Annotated in this window: 14 protein-coding genes; 13 read left to right on the top strand and 1 reads right to left on the bottom strand. The window is 41.5% G+C overall.

From position 1 onward, the window contains the following. Positions 1–7 precede the first annotated feature (7 nt). The 10 genes from rlmE to pgsA all read left to right on the top strand — a co-directional run bounded on the left by rlmE (position 8) and on the right by pgsA (position 9,634). Positions 8–640 carry a 23S rRNA (uridine(2552)-2'-O)-methyltransferase RlmE gene (gene rlmE / locus B3S92_RS05545; protein WP_077451582.1) on the top strand — a complete coding sequence of 211 codons (633 nt, stop codon included), beginning with the start codon at positions 8–10 and terminating at the stop codon, positions 638–640. A 502-nt stretch (positions 641–1,142) separates the two neighbouring features. Beyond that, positions 1,143–3,044, top strand: coding sequence for an ATP-dependent zinc metalloprotease FtsH (gene ftsH / locus B3S92_RS05550; RefSeq protein WP_296203635.1), 1,902 nt, complete (start codon positions 1,143–1,145; stop codon positions 3,042–3,044). Positions 3,045–3,290: 246 nt separating this feature from the next. Next, the gene (folP, locus tag B3S92_RS05555; RefSeq protein WP_296203597.1) at positions 3,291–4,187 is read left to right on the top strand and encodes a dihydropteroate synthase; all 897 of its coding nucleotides are present in this window, start codon (positions 3,291–3,293) and stop codon (positions 4,185–4,187) included. A 74-nt stretch (positions 4,188–4,261) separates the two neighbouring features. Continuing rightward, positions 4,262–4,531, top strand: a complete 270-nt coding sequence (locus B3S92_RS05560) for a succinate dehydrogenase assembly factor 2 (RefSeq protein WP_296203602.1) — start codon at positions 4,262–4,264, stop codon at positions 4,529–4,531. Between the two features lie 70 nt (positions 4,532–4,601). Continuing rightward, positions 4,602–5,033: a protein YgfX gene (locus B3S92_RS05565; protein WP_296203605.1), complete on the top strand. Its 432-nt coding sequence runs from the start codon at positions 4,602–4,604 to the stop codon at positions 5,031–5,033. A 200-nt stretch (positions 5,034–5,233) separates the two neighbouring features. After that, a complete protein-coding gene (locus B3S92_RS05570) occupies positions 5,234–5,923 on the top strand; it encodes a YidB family protein (RefSeq protein WP_296203606.1) in 690 nt (229 codons plus the stop codon). A gap of 288 nt (positions 5,924–6,211) precedes the next feature. Next, positions 6,212–6,889, top strand: a complete 678-nt coding sequence (gene tsaB, locus B3S92_RS05575; RefSeq protein ID WP_296203609.1) for a tRNA (adenosine(37)-N6)-threonylcarbamoyltransferase complex dimerization subunit type 1 TsaB — start codon at positions 6,212–6,214, stop codon at positions 6,887–6,889. A gap of 90 nt (positions 6,890–6,979) precedes the next feature. Then, the gene (locus tag B3S92_RS05580; RefSeq protein WP_077451587.1) at positions 6,980–7,831 is read left to right on the top strand and encodes an undecaprenyl-diphosphate phosphatase; all 852 of its coding nucleotides are present in this window, start codon (positions 6,980–6,982) and stop codon (positions 7,829–7,831) included. 57 nt (positions 7,832–7,888) lie between these two features. Then, on the top strand, positions 7,889–8,779 hold the full coding sequence (locus B3S92_RS05585; RefSeq protein ID WP_296203611.1) for a class I SAM-dependent methyltransferase: 891 nt from the start codon (positions 7,889–7,891) through the stop codon (positions 8,777–8,779). 192 nt (positions 8,780–8,971) lie between these two features. Further along, positions 8,972–9,634, top strand: coding sequence for a CDP-diacylglycerol--glycerol-3-phosphate 3-phosphatidyltransferase (gene pgsA, locus B3S92_RS05590; protein WP_077451591.1), 663 nt, complete (start codon positions 8,972–8,974; stop codon positions 9,632–9,634). Between the two features lie 198 nt (positions 9,635–9,832). Here the strand turns inward: pgsA and B3S92_RS05595 are convergent, their stop codons facing one another. Beyond that, positions 9,833–10,330, bottom strand: a complete 498-nt coding sequence (locus B3S92_RS05595) for a pyridoxamine 5'-phosphate oxidase family protein (protein ID WP_296203614.1) — start codon at positions 10,328–10,330, stop codon at positions 9,833–9,835. A gap of 504 nt (positions 10,331–10,834) precedes the next feature. Here B3S92_RS05595 and purL point away from each other — a divergent pair. The 3 genes from purL (at position 10,835) to B3S92_RS05610 (ending at position 16,670) form a co-directional block, all read left to right on the top strand. Next, a complete protein-coding gene (gene purL, locus B3S92_RS05600; protein WP_296203615.1) occupies positions 10,835–14,848 on the top strand; it encodes a phosphoribosylformylglycinamidine synthase in 4,014 nt (1,337 codons plus the stop codon). A gap of 214 nt (positions 14,849–15,062) precedes the next feature. Then, positions 15,063–15,287 (top strand): hypothetical protein, encoded by a 225-nt coding sequence (locus B3S92_RS05605; RefSeq protein ID WP_296203618.1) that lies wholly within the window; start codon positions 15,063–15,065, stop codon positions 15,285–15,287. Between the two features lie 12 nt (positions 15,288–15,299). Further along, on the top strand, positions 15,300–16,670 hold the full coding sequence (locus tag B3S92_RS05610; RefSeq protein ID WP_296203621.1) for a hypothetical protein: 1,371 nt from the start codon (positions 15,300–15,302) through the stop codon (positions 16,668–16,670). Positions 16,671–16,683 lie beyond the last annotated feature (13 nt).

Genomic DNA, 16,683 nt, shown 5'->3' on the forward strand with positions numbered 1-16,683 from the left:
GGATATTTTGGCAACCCGCATCACTAATAAGAAATTATCTAAAAGCAGTAAAGCTTGGATGAAAGAGCATCTTGACGACCATTACGTGCAGTTAGCTCAAAAAGAGGGCTATCGTGCTCGTGCTGCTTACAAGCTATTAGAGATTAATGAAAAGACTGACCTAATTAAAAAAGGGATGACAGTTGTAGACTTGGGTAGTGCGCCAGGAAGTTGGTCACAAGTGGCTGGTAGATTGGTAGGGGATAGTGGCATATTGATTGCTTCTGATATTTTACCTATGGATGCGCTGGAGAATGTGACCTTCATTCAAGGTGATTTTAGAGAAGAAGAAGTGTTTGATAAATTAATGAGTGAAGTGGGTGATAGACAAGTGGATGTGGTGTTATCAGATATGGCACCCAACACTTCTGGCCATACCGCAGTAGATCAGCCTCGCATGATATATCTGTGTGAGCTGGCTGTAGATTTTGCACTTAGAGTACTTCCTAAAGGTGGGTCTTTAATAATGAAGGTGTTCCAAGGAGAAGGGGAGCAGCAGTTACGTCAGCAATTACAGTCTCAATTCTCTAAAGTGCGTACCATTAAGCCTGCCGCCTCTCGCCCTCGCTCAAAAGAGGTGTTTTGGGTGGCCACCAAGTAACTTAAGCTATTTAGAAAGCTTAATAATCACAGTTAACCACTTAGCTTTAAGACATTACTTGTGACTCTCTATTTATGATGGTTTTTTTATTTATTATGACCCTTATATTCTTTATGAAAAGTTGCTCTACTTATGCTTGGTAATAAGGGACATAGAAATTGGGCTGACTGAACAAAGTCTATAATTGCAAAGATGGATTAAATAAGTAAATCTAAAATTTAGATATTATTATCTGCTTTATCCTTGATAAATAAGTAGAGTGACCTAATAAAGAGAAGTATCAGCAGTGGTTCGTTAAGATCATAGTTTTTTTATTAAGGGCATGGTTTTAAGGGCGTTAAGCTCTATTAGAAATATTATAAAAAATTAATGACAGAATAATCAACGCGTGTATTAACACGGTGACGAGCCATAATTGTTTTTTTGTCTCATGTTATAATGCAAGATTAGGCAGAATTTTGAATACATCAATAAGTAAGGGATGGTATAGCTTGTGAGCGACATGGTAAAAAATACCTTATTGTGGCTAGTTGTTATCGGCGTATTAGTGCTGGTATTTAGCAACTTTGATAGCAGTAATGAGCCGGATGCGCTTAATTACTCTGAGTTTGTAACTCAAGTCACTGAGGACCAAATTAAAAGCGTCAAAATCGATGGTGAACAAATCACCGGTGAAAAAGTTAACGGCTCAGAATTTGAGACCGTTGTCCCTGCCGTGGCTGACGATGAGTTAATGCCTACATTACGTAAGCATAATGTTGAAGTGCAGGGCGCCGCCCCTGAGCGCCAAAGCATTATGTTGCAGTTATTAATTGCAAGTTTCCCTGTTCTGCTTATTATCGGTATTTTCTTATTCTTCATGCGTAATATGCAAGGGGGCGCGGGTGGTAAAGCCGGCGGACCTATGAGCTTTGGTAAATCTAAAGCGAAAATGCTAGGCGAAGACCAAATTAAAGTTAACTTTAATGATGTCGCAGGTGCTGAAGAAGCGAAAGAAGAAGTTGTTGAAGTTGTTGATTTTCTAAAAGATCCCGACAAATTTACCAAACTTGGTGCTACCATTCCTCGCGGTATTTTAATGGTGGGTCCGCCAGGTACGGGTAAGACATTACTTGCTAAAGCGATTGCTGGTGAAGCGAAAGTACCTTTCTTCTCAATCTCAGGCTCTGACTTCGTAGAAATGTTCGTCGGTGTGGGTGCTTCTCGTGTCCGCGATATGTTCGAACAAGCTAAGAAAAATGCACCTTGTATTATCTTTATTGATGAGATTGATGCTGTAGGTCGTAGCCGTGGTACTGGCATGGGCGGTGGCAATGATGAGCGTGAGCAAACCCTAAACCAATTATTGGTTGAGATGGATGGTTTTGAGGGCAATGACGGTATTATCGTTATTGCGGCAACCAACCGCGCAGACGTGCTAGATAAAGCTTTACTACGTCCAGGTCGTTTTGACCGTCAAGTGCATGTTGGCTTACCAGATATTAAAGGCCGTGAAGAGATCTTAAAGGTGCATTTGCGTAAGTTACCTGCAACGGTTGGCGTTGATGTCAATGCGTTAGCACGTGGTACGCCTGGATTTAGTGGTGCTCAGTTGGCTAACTTAGTAAACGAGGCAGCTTTATTTGCGGCGCGTCGTAATAAAACCAGCGTCGATATGAATGACTTTGAAGATGCCAAAGACAAGCTATTTATGGGTCCTGAGCGTAAGTCAATGGTGTTACGTGAAGAAGAGCGCCGTGCAACTGCTTATCATGAAGCGGGTCATGCGTTAGTAGCAGAGATGCTTCCAGGGACTGACCCTGTGCATAAAGTGACTATCATGCCGCGGGGTTGGGCATTGGGCGTAACTTGGCAGCTGCCTGAGTTTGACCAGACTAGCTTAGATAAGTCTAAAATGCTAAATGATATTGCTATCTTATTTGGTGGTCGTATTGCAGAAGAAGTATTTGTAAACCAAAAGACCACTGGCGCATCTAATGACTTTGAGCGCGCTACCAAAATGGCACGTGCGATGGTTACCAAGTACGGTATGTCTGATGCACTAGGGGTGATGGTTTATGAAGAGGATGATACGTCACAGGGCTACTTTGGCGGGATGACTCGTAGTATTTCTGAGGCAACACAGCAGAAGGTAGATGAAGAGATTCGTCGTATCTTAGAAGAGCAGTATGATATTGCCCGTGAAATCATCGAAGCAAATAAAGATAAAATGCATGCGATGGTTGATGCCTTGATGAAGTGGGAAACCATTGATAGAGATCAGTTACAAGACATCTTAGCGGGCAATGAGCCTCGTGAACCCCGTAATTATCAACCAGAGAAGGATGTGACTCCTAAAAAAGAAGAGGCAGACTCTACTGACTCACCTTCAGGGCCTACACCTCCTCCGTTACCAGCTATGTAAGATTGTAAGTACCGTATGAAACTTAAACCTTCATACCATTAAAGTTGATACAAAAGGCACCTTCAATTGAAGGTGCCTTTTTTTGTGCTAGTTTCGGCAAATACTAGATCTCTATTGCGCCACTATAATTTTCTATATCTGCTAAAATGGGTAAGTTACAAAGGCAAGAGCTGTCATTATAAAAAGATTGCCAACTGACCTAACTATCAACTTTAAACCTGAAGACCAAAAAGAATAATTATTACTATGCAACTACACCCTTTTCCCAAGATAGCAATTGAGACCAAAACGACAACCGCACAGTCTAAGCAGCTGGATTTGTCGCAACCCCAGATTATGGGTATCTTAAATGTGACGCCCGACTCATTCTCAGATGGTGGGAAGTTTAATAGCGTCGAGAACGCTTTGGCTCACTGCGAACAGATGCTACAACAAGGGGCAACCATTATTGATATTGGGGGTGAATCTACCCGTCCAAATGCCAGTCCTGTTACAGAGGATGAAGAATGTTCTCGAGTAGTCCCTGTGGTAGAAGCGATTCGTCAGCAGTTTGGTGAAGAGTTGTGGCTTTCTATTGATACCAGTTCGCCAAAAGTTATAGAACAAGCGGTGCAAGCTGGGGCGGATATCTGGAATGACGTTAGAGCGTTAACGCGTACAGGCGCGCCGCAGATGGCTGCCAAGTTAGATATTCCAGTAGTGTTGATGCACATGCGTGGCGAACCGACGACCATGAATGCCAAAGCCAGTTATCAGAACGTGTTGCAGGAAGTAATTGCCGAACTAAAGCAGCGTATTAACTGTGCTCAACAAGCGGGTATAAAGTCCAGCAATATTATTATTGACCCTGGGTTTGGCTTTGCCAAAAATTACGATCACCATAAAACCTTATTAAACCAACTCAGTGAGCTGCATCAATTACAATTGCCTATTTTATTTGGCATCTCCCGTAAACGTTTTTTAGGGGAGGTTCTTAACCGTACTGACTTACCTGCATTTAGTGAGCATCAAGCCACTGACAGAGATGGGGTGGGTATGGCGGCAGCCTTACTCGCTTTCCAGCAAGGGGCCAGTATTGTACGCACTCACAATGTGGGCTTGACCATGCAAGGGCTGGCGTTATGGCAGCAGCTTAATAGCTAGTTGCTTAATTCGGCTCAACATTTTTAACTTTAATTTATATTGTAGTTTATATTATATTTAGGAGTAACTTTAAAATGACACAACCCGAACCGACCAATGAGCAACGCAGAGTGATTTATCAGGCCCGTCGCGGTTTAAAAGAACTGGATTTCTATATCGATCCTTATGTTAAGCAGCACTATTTGACCGCGGATGATGATGAACAAGCCACTTTTGCTAAGCTACTAACCTATGAAGATCCAGACCTATTAAACTATTTTATGAACCAAGATACACCAGATGACCCTAAAGTAGCTGAATTGGTTTTAAAATTAAAAACCCTACAACATGGTGATTTATCTTAAATCTGATTAGCGAATTCATTTTTTATCGATTAAAAGTCGATCGGCAACTCTTTGTCGCTTGTCGGTCGATATGAGTACGCAGTTGGTTATCGAGATTACTGCAATTAGCTACTGGCAGCGTTTATATAGCTGTGGCTTTTTGCTACTGCTATTACTGATAGTCAGTACTTCATCCCTCCCTTTTTATGGGGTATTGACTTTGGTTATGGAGGGAATACTGCTTTGTATTCTGATAGAGATCACAAGAAGCGGGCAACCCTCACACATTACCGGCTGCAATATTGACGAAGTTAACGCCCATTGGCAGTTACTCATTCAGGGTAGTCATCAACCCATCCTTTGGCAAGCAAAACTAATTTCTACCCAAAGCTTTAGCCACTGTGTGCAATTAATATTTGATACTGAGCAGCCCCTGCAGCGGCGCGAAACCGTTCTGATTTGGAAAGACCAAGTCGAGGCTGATACTTGGCGTGAACTAAAGGTTCTGAGTCGATGGAGTTGAGCTGAAAAATAATGCGCTAAACGTGCACGGCTACTGACAGTTGAATAACAAATCACATAAAAATAGTTTGTGAAATAATACTAGATTAGGTGGTAAGCTTGTTTGCATTGAAATGAAGCGAACCTGCAATAAATATAAATATTTGTGGTTTGCTCTTTTGAAATTATTCAGGTCATTTTGAAGTTATTAAGGAGAATTTTATGAGTTTACTAGGGAATTTAGTTACTCAGGTAGCCCGTCAGGCACTAGAAGGACAAGATACAAAGCGTAGCCCTAATCAGCGTACTCAATCTGCTTCTACTGGAGGATTAGGTGGCATCTTAGATAGTATCCTAGGCAGTAATAACTCAGCCCAGACCAACACCCAATCACAAAGTAATGGTTTTGGTCTTGATGATATTATTGGTGGCATGCTAGGAGGTCAGATGGGTGGCCAAACCAGTGGCGCTGGTGGTTTGGGCAGCATCTTAGGTAGCGTGTTAGGAAGAGGTCAAGCCAGTGCTAGAGGCGGTAGTAATAAAGCCATGTTGGTTGCTGCTTTGATGCCCATCGCCCTAAATTGGATCCAACGCAATGGGGGTCTTTCTGGGGCACTCAATAAAGTTAAGGATATGGGCTTTGGCAATGAAGCTCAATCTTGGATGAGCACCCAGCAGCAAAACCAAAATCTAGATCCCAATCAAATTAATAAATTATTTGATAAGCAAGAAATTGAACACGTATGTCAACAGACAGGCGCTGACGAGACGGAAGTGCGTCAAGGATTAGCCGAACTTTTACCAGAGATTGTTAATCAGCTTACTCCAAGTGGTGACTTGGCAAAAGAGCAAGAAGCCAATAGTGAAATTAATGAGATTCTAAGTCAAATCTCGGCTTCTCTACCCAAATAGCTTTAGCCCAAATAACTAGAGCTTCACTTATTGCTGATCGACAGTTAGCTTATAGTAGATAAGTCTAATTGTTGGCAAAATAACAATAGATATCAAAGCCAGATTGCTTTTATTAGCAGCTCTGGCTTTTTTATTGTTACTGTTGTGTGAATTTTAAATGGGAAAGCCCAAATTGATTTAACTACTGATTTATCAAAGGGATTGCTAGTGGTATGATAAGCTGTCTATTTTGACATCCAGCCATCCGCATTAGATATACGTTGCATTTTAGCTTTCAAAGAGGCCCTCATGTTTTTGGCAATCGATACCGTTTTTGACCAATGTTCAGTAGCTGTAGTCAGTGAAGATCTACAAATACTTAGTTGTCATACTGAACCCGGCAAACGAGAACAAACCCAACTTATCTTGCCAATGATTGATGCATCTTTAAAAAAAGCAGGGGTAAAGCTTGCTGATTTAACCGCTTTAATTTTTAATCGTGGGCCAGGTCCTTTTAGTGGTATTAGAATTAATACCGCTGTAGTACAGGCTTTATCGGTAGCTCATGATTTACCTTGTGTCGGTGTGTCAAGCTTGAGTGCCATAGCCCAAGCGGCTTTTGATGAGCAAGGGTTGCAACAAGTTTATGTGGCGTTTGATGCCCGTATGAAGCAGGTTTATTTTGCCCAGTATCAGCTGGATCACACTTCTCAGGTAATGAAGCTAACTGAGGGCACGAATGAACAGCTGCTAGACTATGACCAAAACACTGAGCTTGCTTGGCCTATTGCAGGTAATGGGGCTGAATTACTAACGGCTCAGCAACAACAGCCCCTATACGCTGACATTCAACCCGATGCCGTTACGTTAGCTAAGCTGGGTATCGCACAGTATTTACAGCAGGGCGGTGTACCTGCCGAGCAGGCTCTTCCAGTATATTTACGCAATGATGCGTGGAAAACCTTGAAAGAGCAGGGTAAAGCCTAAGAATAGACAACTTACTATCTGCCAAAGCCATATACTACTTAAAATCATTTATCCTAATATTATTTTATCTTAATACAGCGAGACTTTACTTTGGATCTGTTACTCATATTTAAAGCAATAATCATGGGTATTGTAGAGGGTATTACCGAGTTTTTACCCATATCCAGTACCGGTTATTTAATTTTATCTGCAGACCTTATGGGTTTTTGGACTAAAGAAAAAGCAGACCTATTTATTGTGGTTATTCAGCTGGGAGCTATCTTAGCTGTGGTCTATGAATACTGGGGACGCCTGTGGCATGCCTTAATGGGCTTGATAACCGGTAAATCAGAAGGCCCTAATGCTCTCAGGAACCCTCGTCAGTTGGGGTTGAGTCTCATTGTAGCCACCATCCCAGTGATGATTGTTGGCTTTACGATGGCCGATCAAATTAAGCAATATTTATTTAACCCTTATATTGTGGCTATCATGCTCATAGTTGGCGGTCTGCTAATATTCTATGTTGAGCGTAAGCCGAAACCGATTGTCGCAGAAGAAGCAGAGGATGTGAGCTTTAAACATGCGCTACTGATTGGTTTGTTTCAGTGTTTGGCCCTTATTCCAGGCACCTCACGCTCAGGATCTACCATTATCGGTGCACTGTGGTTAGGAGTGTCTCGTAAAGCGGCTGCTGAGTTCTCCTTCTTCTTAGGTATTCCCGTTATTATCGGCGCCGGTCTGCTCGATCTGCTGAAGCACAAAGAGGTGCTATCCAGCTCTGAAGATTGGCTGGTTTTGGCTGTGGGCATAGTAGTGTCATTTATCGTTGCCTTGCTATGTATTCGTTGGCTAGTGGATTGGGTGAGTCGTCGCGACTTTACTATTTTTGCTTGGCTTAGAATCATCACTGGTATCATCGTGCTTTTGGTGGCTTGGATTTTTGGCTATACCATCCAAGGCTAGAGCCAGCTAATACAGACTGATACTTTCGATAGCAATAGATAAGGTTACGATAACAAAATGAGCCATACAACGGATGTCACTTATGTTCCGGTAGTCCATTCAGTGGCTGTATCTGCTGAAGTAGTGCTTATTGTTCAAAAATTACACCAGTTGATTGAAGCGAGTGACTTGTCGCTGACACTGCAAGTGACAGCTGTTGATAAGAAGCTGAGCCAAAAGATGCGTCAGCAGCTAAGTGATCAGTACCAGACTCCGCTATTTATTATTGATGACAAGCTACAGCTGTCGCTGCTAACCCATCAGATTAGTGTGGCGCCAGATTGGAAGAGTTTACAGCGCCGGGTGGTGAGTGCGGGCCGAAAGTCAGAGTTATTGCTCCAGGCTTGTAAGCTCACTGATAAAAGCCAGGTGCTTGATGCCACTGCAGGCTTTGGTCATGATAGCTTGATCCTTGCCAGCACCGGAGCCCAAGTAACTTTGCTAGAGCGTAATCCTTTAATGGCATTGCTGCTGATGTATGAGCAGCAGCTGATGTCACAGCAAGCCAATTGGCAAAAATTAATGGCCAGATTAAAGGTAATATGCGCAGACTCTGCTCAGTTTATGGAGACGCTGTCTTTTGCAAGGCAAAAAGGACCAGCATTAAATACTTCAGCTTATGATGTGGTTTACTTAGACCCTATGTTCCCTGAAAATAGCTATGAGAATATGGCGACAGGCAAAGGAGCCAAAGTAGGCAAGCACATGCAGGCCTTACATCACATAGCTCAGCCGCCAGATCTAGAGGAAGAGCAAAAGCTGTTAAATCTAGCTTTAAATACGGTGGTGCCAGGTGGCAGAGTGGTGGTAAAGAGACCGGCATCCGCTCCGTTGTTTGCTCAGTCCAGTCCAGATGAAAGCTGGCACAATGATGTCCTGCGATTTGATGCTTATTTTAATCTAGTTTAGATTCAGCTTAAGAGTCTAATAGTAAATTGATGACTTACGGTGTCTACAGTCTTATAAAGCCGCTAACCTTTAAGATTTCTGATATTCCAAACTAATTCATTAGGACTTACTAAAATTAGGTATAAATGATAAGCTAGCTGAAATTAAACGCTCTCTATGAGTAACTCTGACATAAGTAACTTTGACTCAATCATGACTCAATCATCATTACAGCCGAATAAAGAAGCCAGTATTTTTAATCTGCCAAACAATTTAACCATAGCTCGTATTGCTATGATTCCGTTATTTGTGGCAATTGCATACTGGCCTCCTGCACTGGGCATTGGGGTTCCGATGATTTCGGACAATGCCATTGCCAACATTGGCATGAACATGGATGCTTTTAGCGACAGTATGTTCCGGCATTTGTTGTTAACATTATTATTTGTCCTTGCTGCCATTACCGATTGGTTAGATGGCTATTTGGCCCGTAAGATGAATATTGTTTCTGCATTTGGCCGATTTCTAGACCCTGTTGCAGATAAGCTCATGGTCGCCGCAGCATTGATTGTTTTGGTTCAATGGCATCCGAATATCATTATGTCGATCGCCGCCATTGTGATTATCTCGCGTGAAATTGCGGTGTCAGCGTTACGTGAGTGGATGGCAGAATTAGGAGCCCGTACCAGTGTGGCGGTATCTTATGTGGGTAAACTAAAAACTACTTTCCAGATGGTAGCGATTACCGTCTTATTATTGAACGTTGAGTCTTTACAGACGATTGGCTATATCTTAATGGTTGCCGCTGTGGTGTTAACCCTATGGTCGATGATGATCTATATGAGAGCGGCTTGGCCTTATCTAAAACAGAACTAATTTAATGCTAACGAATACTAAATAAAAAACGCCCTAACTTTGACAGTAGGGCGTTTTTTATTGTGACTTTAATTTAATTTTTAAAGCTAACTCTAATGAGCTTAAAAGGCAGTTTGCTAGAGTAAAGGGTTTGATAATCAGTACAGTATTTCAGTGTTCTGAAACCCTTTTTTAAATTAGGCTTTCATTTGTCAAAAATTAGTCAAATTCAACAGAGCCATTTTCACCTAGACTGTCTGCCACTTTACCATCTTGCAGGGCAGCAGCGACCAATTTTGCTGCATTGACTACGCCACTACCACTACGCCAGAACTCAGCACCATTTGGGACTACTTTAATTAACTGTACATTTTCATCTTCTTTGCCATGCTCATAAAAAGCATTATAAATAGGCGACCACAATTCATCTAATTTGGCTTGGTCATCAATTAATTTAGCCTCGCCATTGATAGAAACGTAATCTTTACTGTCTTGGCTAACATAAGAAAGGTTTACTTGAGCATTGTTTTTAATATTAGCAACCGCCTCAGTGCTTTTATCGCCAATGAACCAGATTTCACGAGCTCCAAGACTGGTTTCGCTGGTGGTCATCGGGCAGGCGTGCAAGTGTCCTTCGTTAGTGATGGTGGTCATCATAGCAAATTTAACATCTTTAACGATCTCACGAATAGTATCTATCTGATCTTGTTTACTCATTTTTATTTCCTTTTAATGATTCGAATTTATTGTATTGAATGCTGTTGAAAGCATTTTTTATAGTCGACTTTCATAATAAGTCGATGGGAAATAAATGAACACGTTGAAAGTGTAAGAGATGAAGACAGTTTGTAAACAGTCAGCCGTTTTAGTTAATTCTAGTAAGTAAATCTTTTTGCCAAATCATAATTGAGAGAAATAAAAGATTAATAAACACAGATTTGGCAGTGACTTATAAAAATGAATTATCAAAACTGTAGAAAAGTTATTTTTAGTTGGCAAAAGCGAGGTAAAGATAGTGGTTCTATGCCACGTTTCAGCCAAGTTCTTGCTATAATAGCGGCTAATTAAATCGGCTTTTTGCTCGATTGGGTGGTTATCCCTCCAAAAGTAACCAAATAAGTGTGACACTGAGCATTTTTTGTCTCGTTTCACATTCACATAATATTGAAGTTTATTTTCTTAATACTTTTCTTCCCTCTTAGATACTGCGGAAATTGCCTTATGATGACCCTCGCTGGACACCGTTTTTTAACCGAGTTTAAAACCAATCAACTGATTGAGCAGTTAAATAGCCAAGCGGCGTTAAAAGTGACTGGCATTGACACTCAACAAGTGTATGTCCTATCGCGTGACCTTAACGATGCAGAGCGTAAAAAGGCCTTGGATTTATTAAATCAAGGCGAGGAAGTAGACCAAATTACAGCGACACAAGGGCAGTGCCAAGTCATTGTTAGTCCTAGATTTGGTACGATTTCGCCTTGGTCTAGTAAGGCAACAGATATCTTTAATAACTGTGATCTTGATGTTGAGCGTGTTGAGCGCGTCATCGTTTTCACCTTAACGGGCGACAATTTACCTGCGAAACTGCCAAAAGAAGCTGAGCAAATTTTGCATGACCGCATGACTCAAAGCTTGGTTTATGAGTTTGCTAAGCTAGAGCAGCTGTTTGATGATCACAGCCCAGCCCGTCTAAATCATATTGACGTGATTGGGGAAGGGCGTGCGGCATTGGAAGCTGCCAACCAAGAGTTTGGTTTCGCTTTATCTAGTGAAGATATCGATTATTTAATGACTGCTTACGTTGACGAGTTAAAACGTAACCCAACTGACGTAGAGCTTATGATGTTTGCTCAAGCCAACTCAGAGCATTGCCGTCATAAAATCTTCAACTCAGAGTGGACCATTGATGGTGAGGTTCAGCCAAAATCATTGTTTAAAATGATTCGTAACACCCATGAGAAAAATCCTCAAGGTATTTTATCAGCGTATAAAGACAACGCTGCGGTAATGGAAGGCTTTGAAGCTCAGCGTTTCTATCCACTACCTACCGTACAATTGGGTGGCTCATTAGGGGACGACGCATTATCTACTGAAATGCATCAGTATGGCTTCCATAACGAAAACATCGATATCTTGATGAAAGTTGAGACTCATAACCACCCAACAGCGATTGCTCCTTATGCCGGTGCTTCAACAGGCGCTGGTGGTGAGATTCGTGATGAAGGGGCAACCGGCCGTGGTGGTAAGCCAAAAGCAGGTTTGACTGGCTTTAACGTCTCGCATCTACATCTACCAGACATGCCAGAGAAGTGGGAGCAGTCAGGTCAAGTAAGCACTAAAGACTACGGTAAGCCCGATCGTATGGCCTCAAGCTTAGAGATTATGACCGAAGCACCTTTAGGTTCTGCTAACTTCTCAAACGAGTTTGGTCGTCCTAACTTATGTGGTTACTTCCGCTCATTCCAATTGGATACCAGTAAAGAACAAGATGGTAGCGAGATGCGCGGTTACCACAAGCCTATTATGATTGCCGGTGGTTACGGTAACATCAAGCGTAACTTGGTTGAGAAAAATGGCATCCAAGAAGGTGATTTATTAATTGTACTAGGTGGCCCAGCAATGCAAATTGGTCTGGGTGGGGGTGCAGCTTCCTCTGTAGATAGTGGTGAGTTGGACGAAGGTTTAGACTTCGCTTCTGTACAGCGTGATAACGCTGAGATGGAGCGTCGTTGTCAGGAAGTTATCGATCGCTGCTGGTCTTTGGCCGGTGATGATGTTGAAAGCAGTAACTCTGGCAAAGATGGTAACCCAATCGTGTCTATCCATGACGTGGGTGCAGGTGGCTTATCGAATGCTATGCCTGAGCTGGTGGATGACCATGACATGGGAGCTCACTTAAATTTACGCCGCATTCCTTCGCTAGAAGCAGGCATGTCACCTATGGCTATTTGGTCAAATGAGGCGCAAGAGCGTTATGTCTTGGCCATTCGCCCAGAAAGCGAAGAACTATTTGATGCTATCTGTAAACGTGAGCGTTGCCCGTACGCTATTTTGGGAACAGCGACCACAATCCGTCAGTTAAAAGTAGATGACGACTTATTGGAAGATCAACCAGTAGATATGCCAATGCAGGTATTGCTGGGTGGTACGCCACAAATGAAACGTTCATTTGAGCGTAGTGAGCCACAGCTGAGAGCATTAGATTTATCAGCGACTGAGCTAGCAGAGGCGGTGCATGATGTGTTACGTCACCCAACCGTAGCCAGTAAATCTTTCTTAATCAGTATTGGTGACCGTTCTATCACCGGTATGGTCACGCAAGATCAGTATGTGGGCCGTTATCAAGTGCCTGTGGCAGACTGCGCTGTGACTAGCTCTGGTTTACTGTCAGATACTGGTGAAGCGATGAGTGTCGGTGAGCGTCCGCCTGTGGCTCTGATTAACCCAGCCGCTTCAGCACGCTTGGCAGTGGCCGAAGCCATTACCAACATTGCTGGGGCTCGTATTGATAAGATTTCTGATATTACCTTGTCGGCAAACTGGATGGCAGCTTGTGGTGAGGACAAAGAAGATGAAGCTCTATTTGATGCGGTTTACGCCATCGGTGAAGAGTTATGTCCAGCTTTAGGAATTGCTATTCCGGTAGGTAAAGACTCATTGTCTATGCGTGCTGGCTGGACAGATGAAGACGGCGATAAGGCCGTTGTTAGCCCAATGAGCTTAGTGGTTACTGCTTTTGCTCCAGTACAAGATGTGAACAAGACCTTAACCCCAGATCTTAAAAATGCAGATTCAGCATTGTATCGTTTGGATTTATCAAAAGGTCAGTTCCGTTTGGGTGGTTCAATCCTAGCTCAAACTCAAAGCCAGCTAGGCAATGAATGCCCAGACTTAGCCAGTCCAGAAGACTTGATTAACTTCTTTAACTTTATTCAAGCGGGTAATGAGCAAGGCGTTATCAGTGCTTATCACGATATCGGTGATGGTGGCTTGTTGGCGACTGTGGCAGAGATGCAATTCACCAACCGTTTGGCAATCAACCTAAATCTAACCGATGACAATCTATTGGGTCAGTTATTTAGCGAGGAATTAGGCGCTGTTATTCAGGTATTGCCTGAGCATGTGGAAGCAGTAATGGCATTGGCGGATGAGCATAATGTCGCTGATATGCTAAGCCTTGTGGGTCAAACTATTGAGACGCCAGTAGGCGGTGCTAACCAAGATAAACTAACTATTATCACCCCATCACACCAAGGTGATAATGCGCTAGTATTTAACCGTAGTGATCTACAGCAAACTTGGACTCAAGTAAGTTATCAAATTGCTAAGCGCCGTGATAACCCGGAATGTGTGCAACAAGAATTTGACTTGATTGCGGATCCTAACCATCATGGTCTGATTGCTCAAGCCAACTTTGACTTAAACCAAAAAGTCGAGGAGCCTTATTTAGAGAGCCGTCCTAATAAACCAAAAGTGGCTATCTTACGTGAGCAGGGCGTTAACGGTCAGTTAGAGATGGCGGCAGGATTTGAGCGCGCTGGTTTTGATGCTGTAGACGTGCATATGAGCGATCTGCTTGAAGGCCGTATCGATTTACGGGACTTCAATGGCTTAGTGGCTTGTGGTGGCTTTAGTTATGGTGACGTATTGGGCGCTGGCTCTGGTTGGGCCAACTCAATCTTGTTCCATGACGAATTACGTATGCAGTTCGTCCGCTTCTTTACCCGTCCAGATACCTTTAGTCTAGGCGTGTGTAACGGTTGTCAGATGATGGCACAGTTAAAAGACTTAATTCCAGGTGCCGAGAACTTCCCACGTTTCACTTACAACGAGTCAGCTCGTTTTGAAGCGCGTACTGTGAACGTGAAGATTGAACGCACTAAGTCTATCTTGTTGAAAGGCATGCAAGACAGTATCTTGCCGATTGCGGTGGCTCATGGTGAAGGTTTCGCGACCTTAAATGAGACAGATATTGAAGGTATGGCAAACCACGGTCAAATTGCGATGCGCTATGTTGACAGCCAAGGCAAGCCTACTGAGACTTACCCGTTGAACCCGAACGGTTCTATTGGTGGGGTAACCGGTGTTTGTAGTACCGACGGTCGTGTGACATTAATGATGCCACACCCTGAGCGTAACTTACGTGCGATCAACCACAGTTGGAAGCCAGAAGACTGGAGCGAGGACGGCGCATGGATGCGTATGTTCCGTAACGCTCGTGCTTGGTTACGCTAGTCGTAAAATAACGTAAATTTGGAAATTTATAAAAGGTGAGTCACTTAGTGGCTCACCTTTTTTATTGCCAACATGTTTTATATACATTTTTTTAAAAAATGTAAATTATATGAATTTATTTATAGATATTTACTACAAAAATGATATATTAACTATATATACCATTATGTAGTGAATAATTTTTCTATATGAAAATATTGGAGTAATTGTTATTATGAAAAATGATCGTAGAGATAGGTTCGAGCGTGTAGCATCAAAGCGAGTTGAAAGAGTTATAAATGATATTAGATTGTTATCAAACTGTTCTAATACAAATAACTATGAGTATACAAGTTCTGATGTAGATAAGATGTTGAAAGCTATTAAAGAAGAGTTGAAATTGCTTGAAGCAGCATACAAAACTGGTGTAAGAGATTCAAATGAAGGGTTTAGATTTTAAAAGGAAATTGTTATGAAGGATATACAAGTAAAAGAATTGTTTTTTAAATTATTCAATTGTAAAAACGAAGCCGAAGTAGAACAAATAATTTTAAATGATGATATTTTGAAAAATAATGCAAACTGGAAACCATACGGTGGTAACAAAAATAATTTTGGAACATTTGAAAATCAACAGAATCATCCAATTCCTGCTCTAGTTGAAAAAATTACCAACTCTATCGACGCATGCTTAATGAAAAAGTGTTATGAGTATGATGTAAATCCTATATCTAAAGATGCCCCTAAAACCATGTATGAAGCTGTTGAGAAGTTCTATGGTATTAAAGACTGTAATATGAATGATCTCACAGATAAAGAGAGAAGGGCTATAGCAGAAGATATTCAAGTCATTGCTACAGGAGATATGGGACAGCCTAACATTAGAATATATGATAATGGTGAGGGACAGTTGCCTGAGAAGTTTGAGGAGACATTATTGTCATTACATAGAGGTAATAAGATTAAGATTCCATTCGCCCAAGGTAAGTATAATATGGGCTCAACGGGAGCAGTAGTATTTTGTGGTGATAAGAAATACCAATTAATTGGATCGAAAAGAGCTAATGAAGATTCTGCAAAGTTTGGATTTACATTAGTTAGGAAGCATCCATTAACACAATCTGAAAAAGATGAAAATTATAGATCTACTTGGTATGAGTATTTTACTATTGAAGGTAAGGTACCTTTCTTTAAGGCAGAAAGTTTGGATTTAGGATTAAAGAATAGAAACTTTGAGTCGGGTACTATTATTCAGTTATATTCTTTTCAGCCTGCTCATGGAAATAAAGGTAATATATCAACAGATTTATACCGATCTTTCAATCAGTATTTTTACGATTTACCTCTACCGTTCTTAGTTTACGATACCAGATATGACCTTAAGATTGATAATAAAGTTATTAAAGGAAATCGAAACAGAATTGATGATGACACTAATAATAATGTGGAACGCACAATATCACTAGTATTAGAAACCGACCTTGATGTCAATAATAGCTATTTTAAAATCCCAGTAAATATTACTGTATTCAAAATACAGACTAATAACGAGCAAGATCGCCAGTATATAGGTAATAAGAACTTAATTTTCACATTAAATGGTCAGGTTCACGGTTATGAAGGTCAGAGTTTTATTAGTAAGGATTTAGGTTTCCCATTACTAAAGAGATGCACATTAATATCAGTTGACTGTAATTATTTACCAGTTGATGTTATGCAAGAATTATTCATGTCTAACAGAACACATTTAAAGCAAGGAAAATTGACAGAAAGGCTAAGAGAGGAAGTTATCGATTTAATTAAAAAAAATAATACTTTAAAAGATATTAACGAAAAAAGGTAAGCATCCGACCATC

The sequence above is a fragment of the Psychrobacter sp. UBA3962 genome (assembly GCF_002385225.1).
Lineage (GTDB): Bacteria > Pseudomonadota > Gammaproteobacteria > Pseudomonadales > Moraxellaceae > Psychrobacter.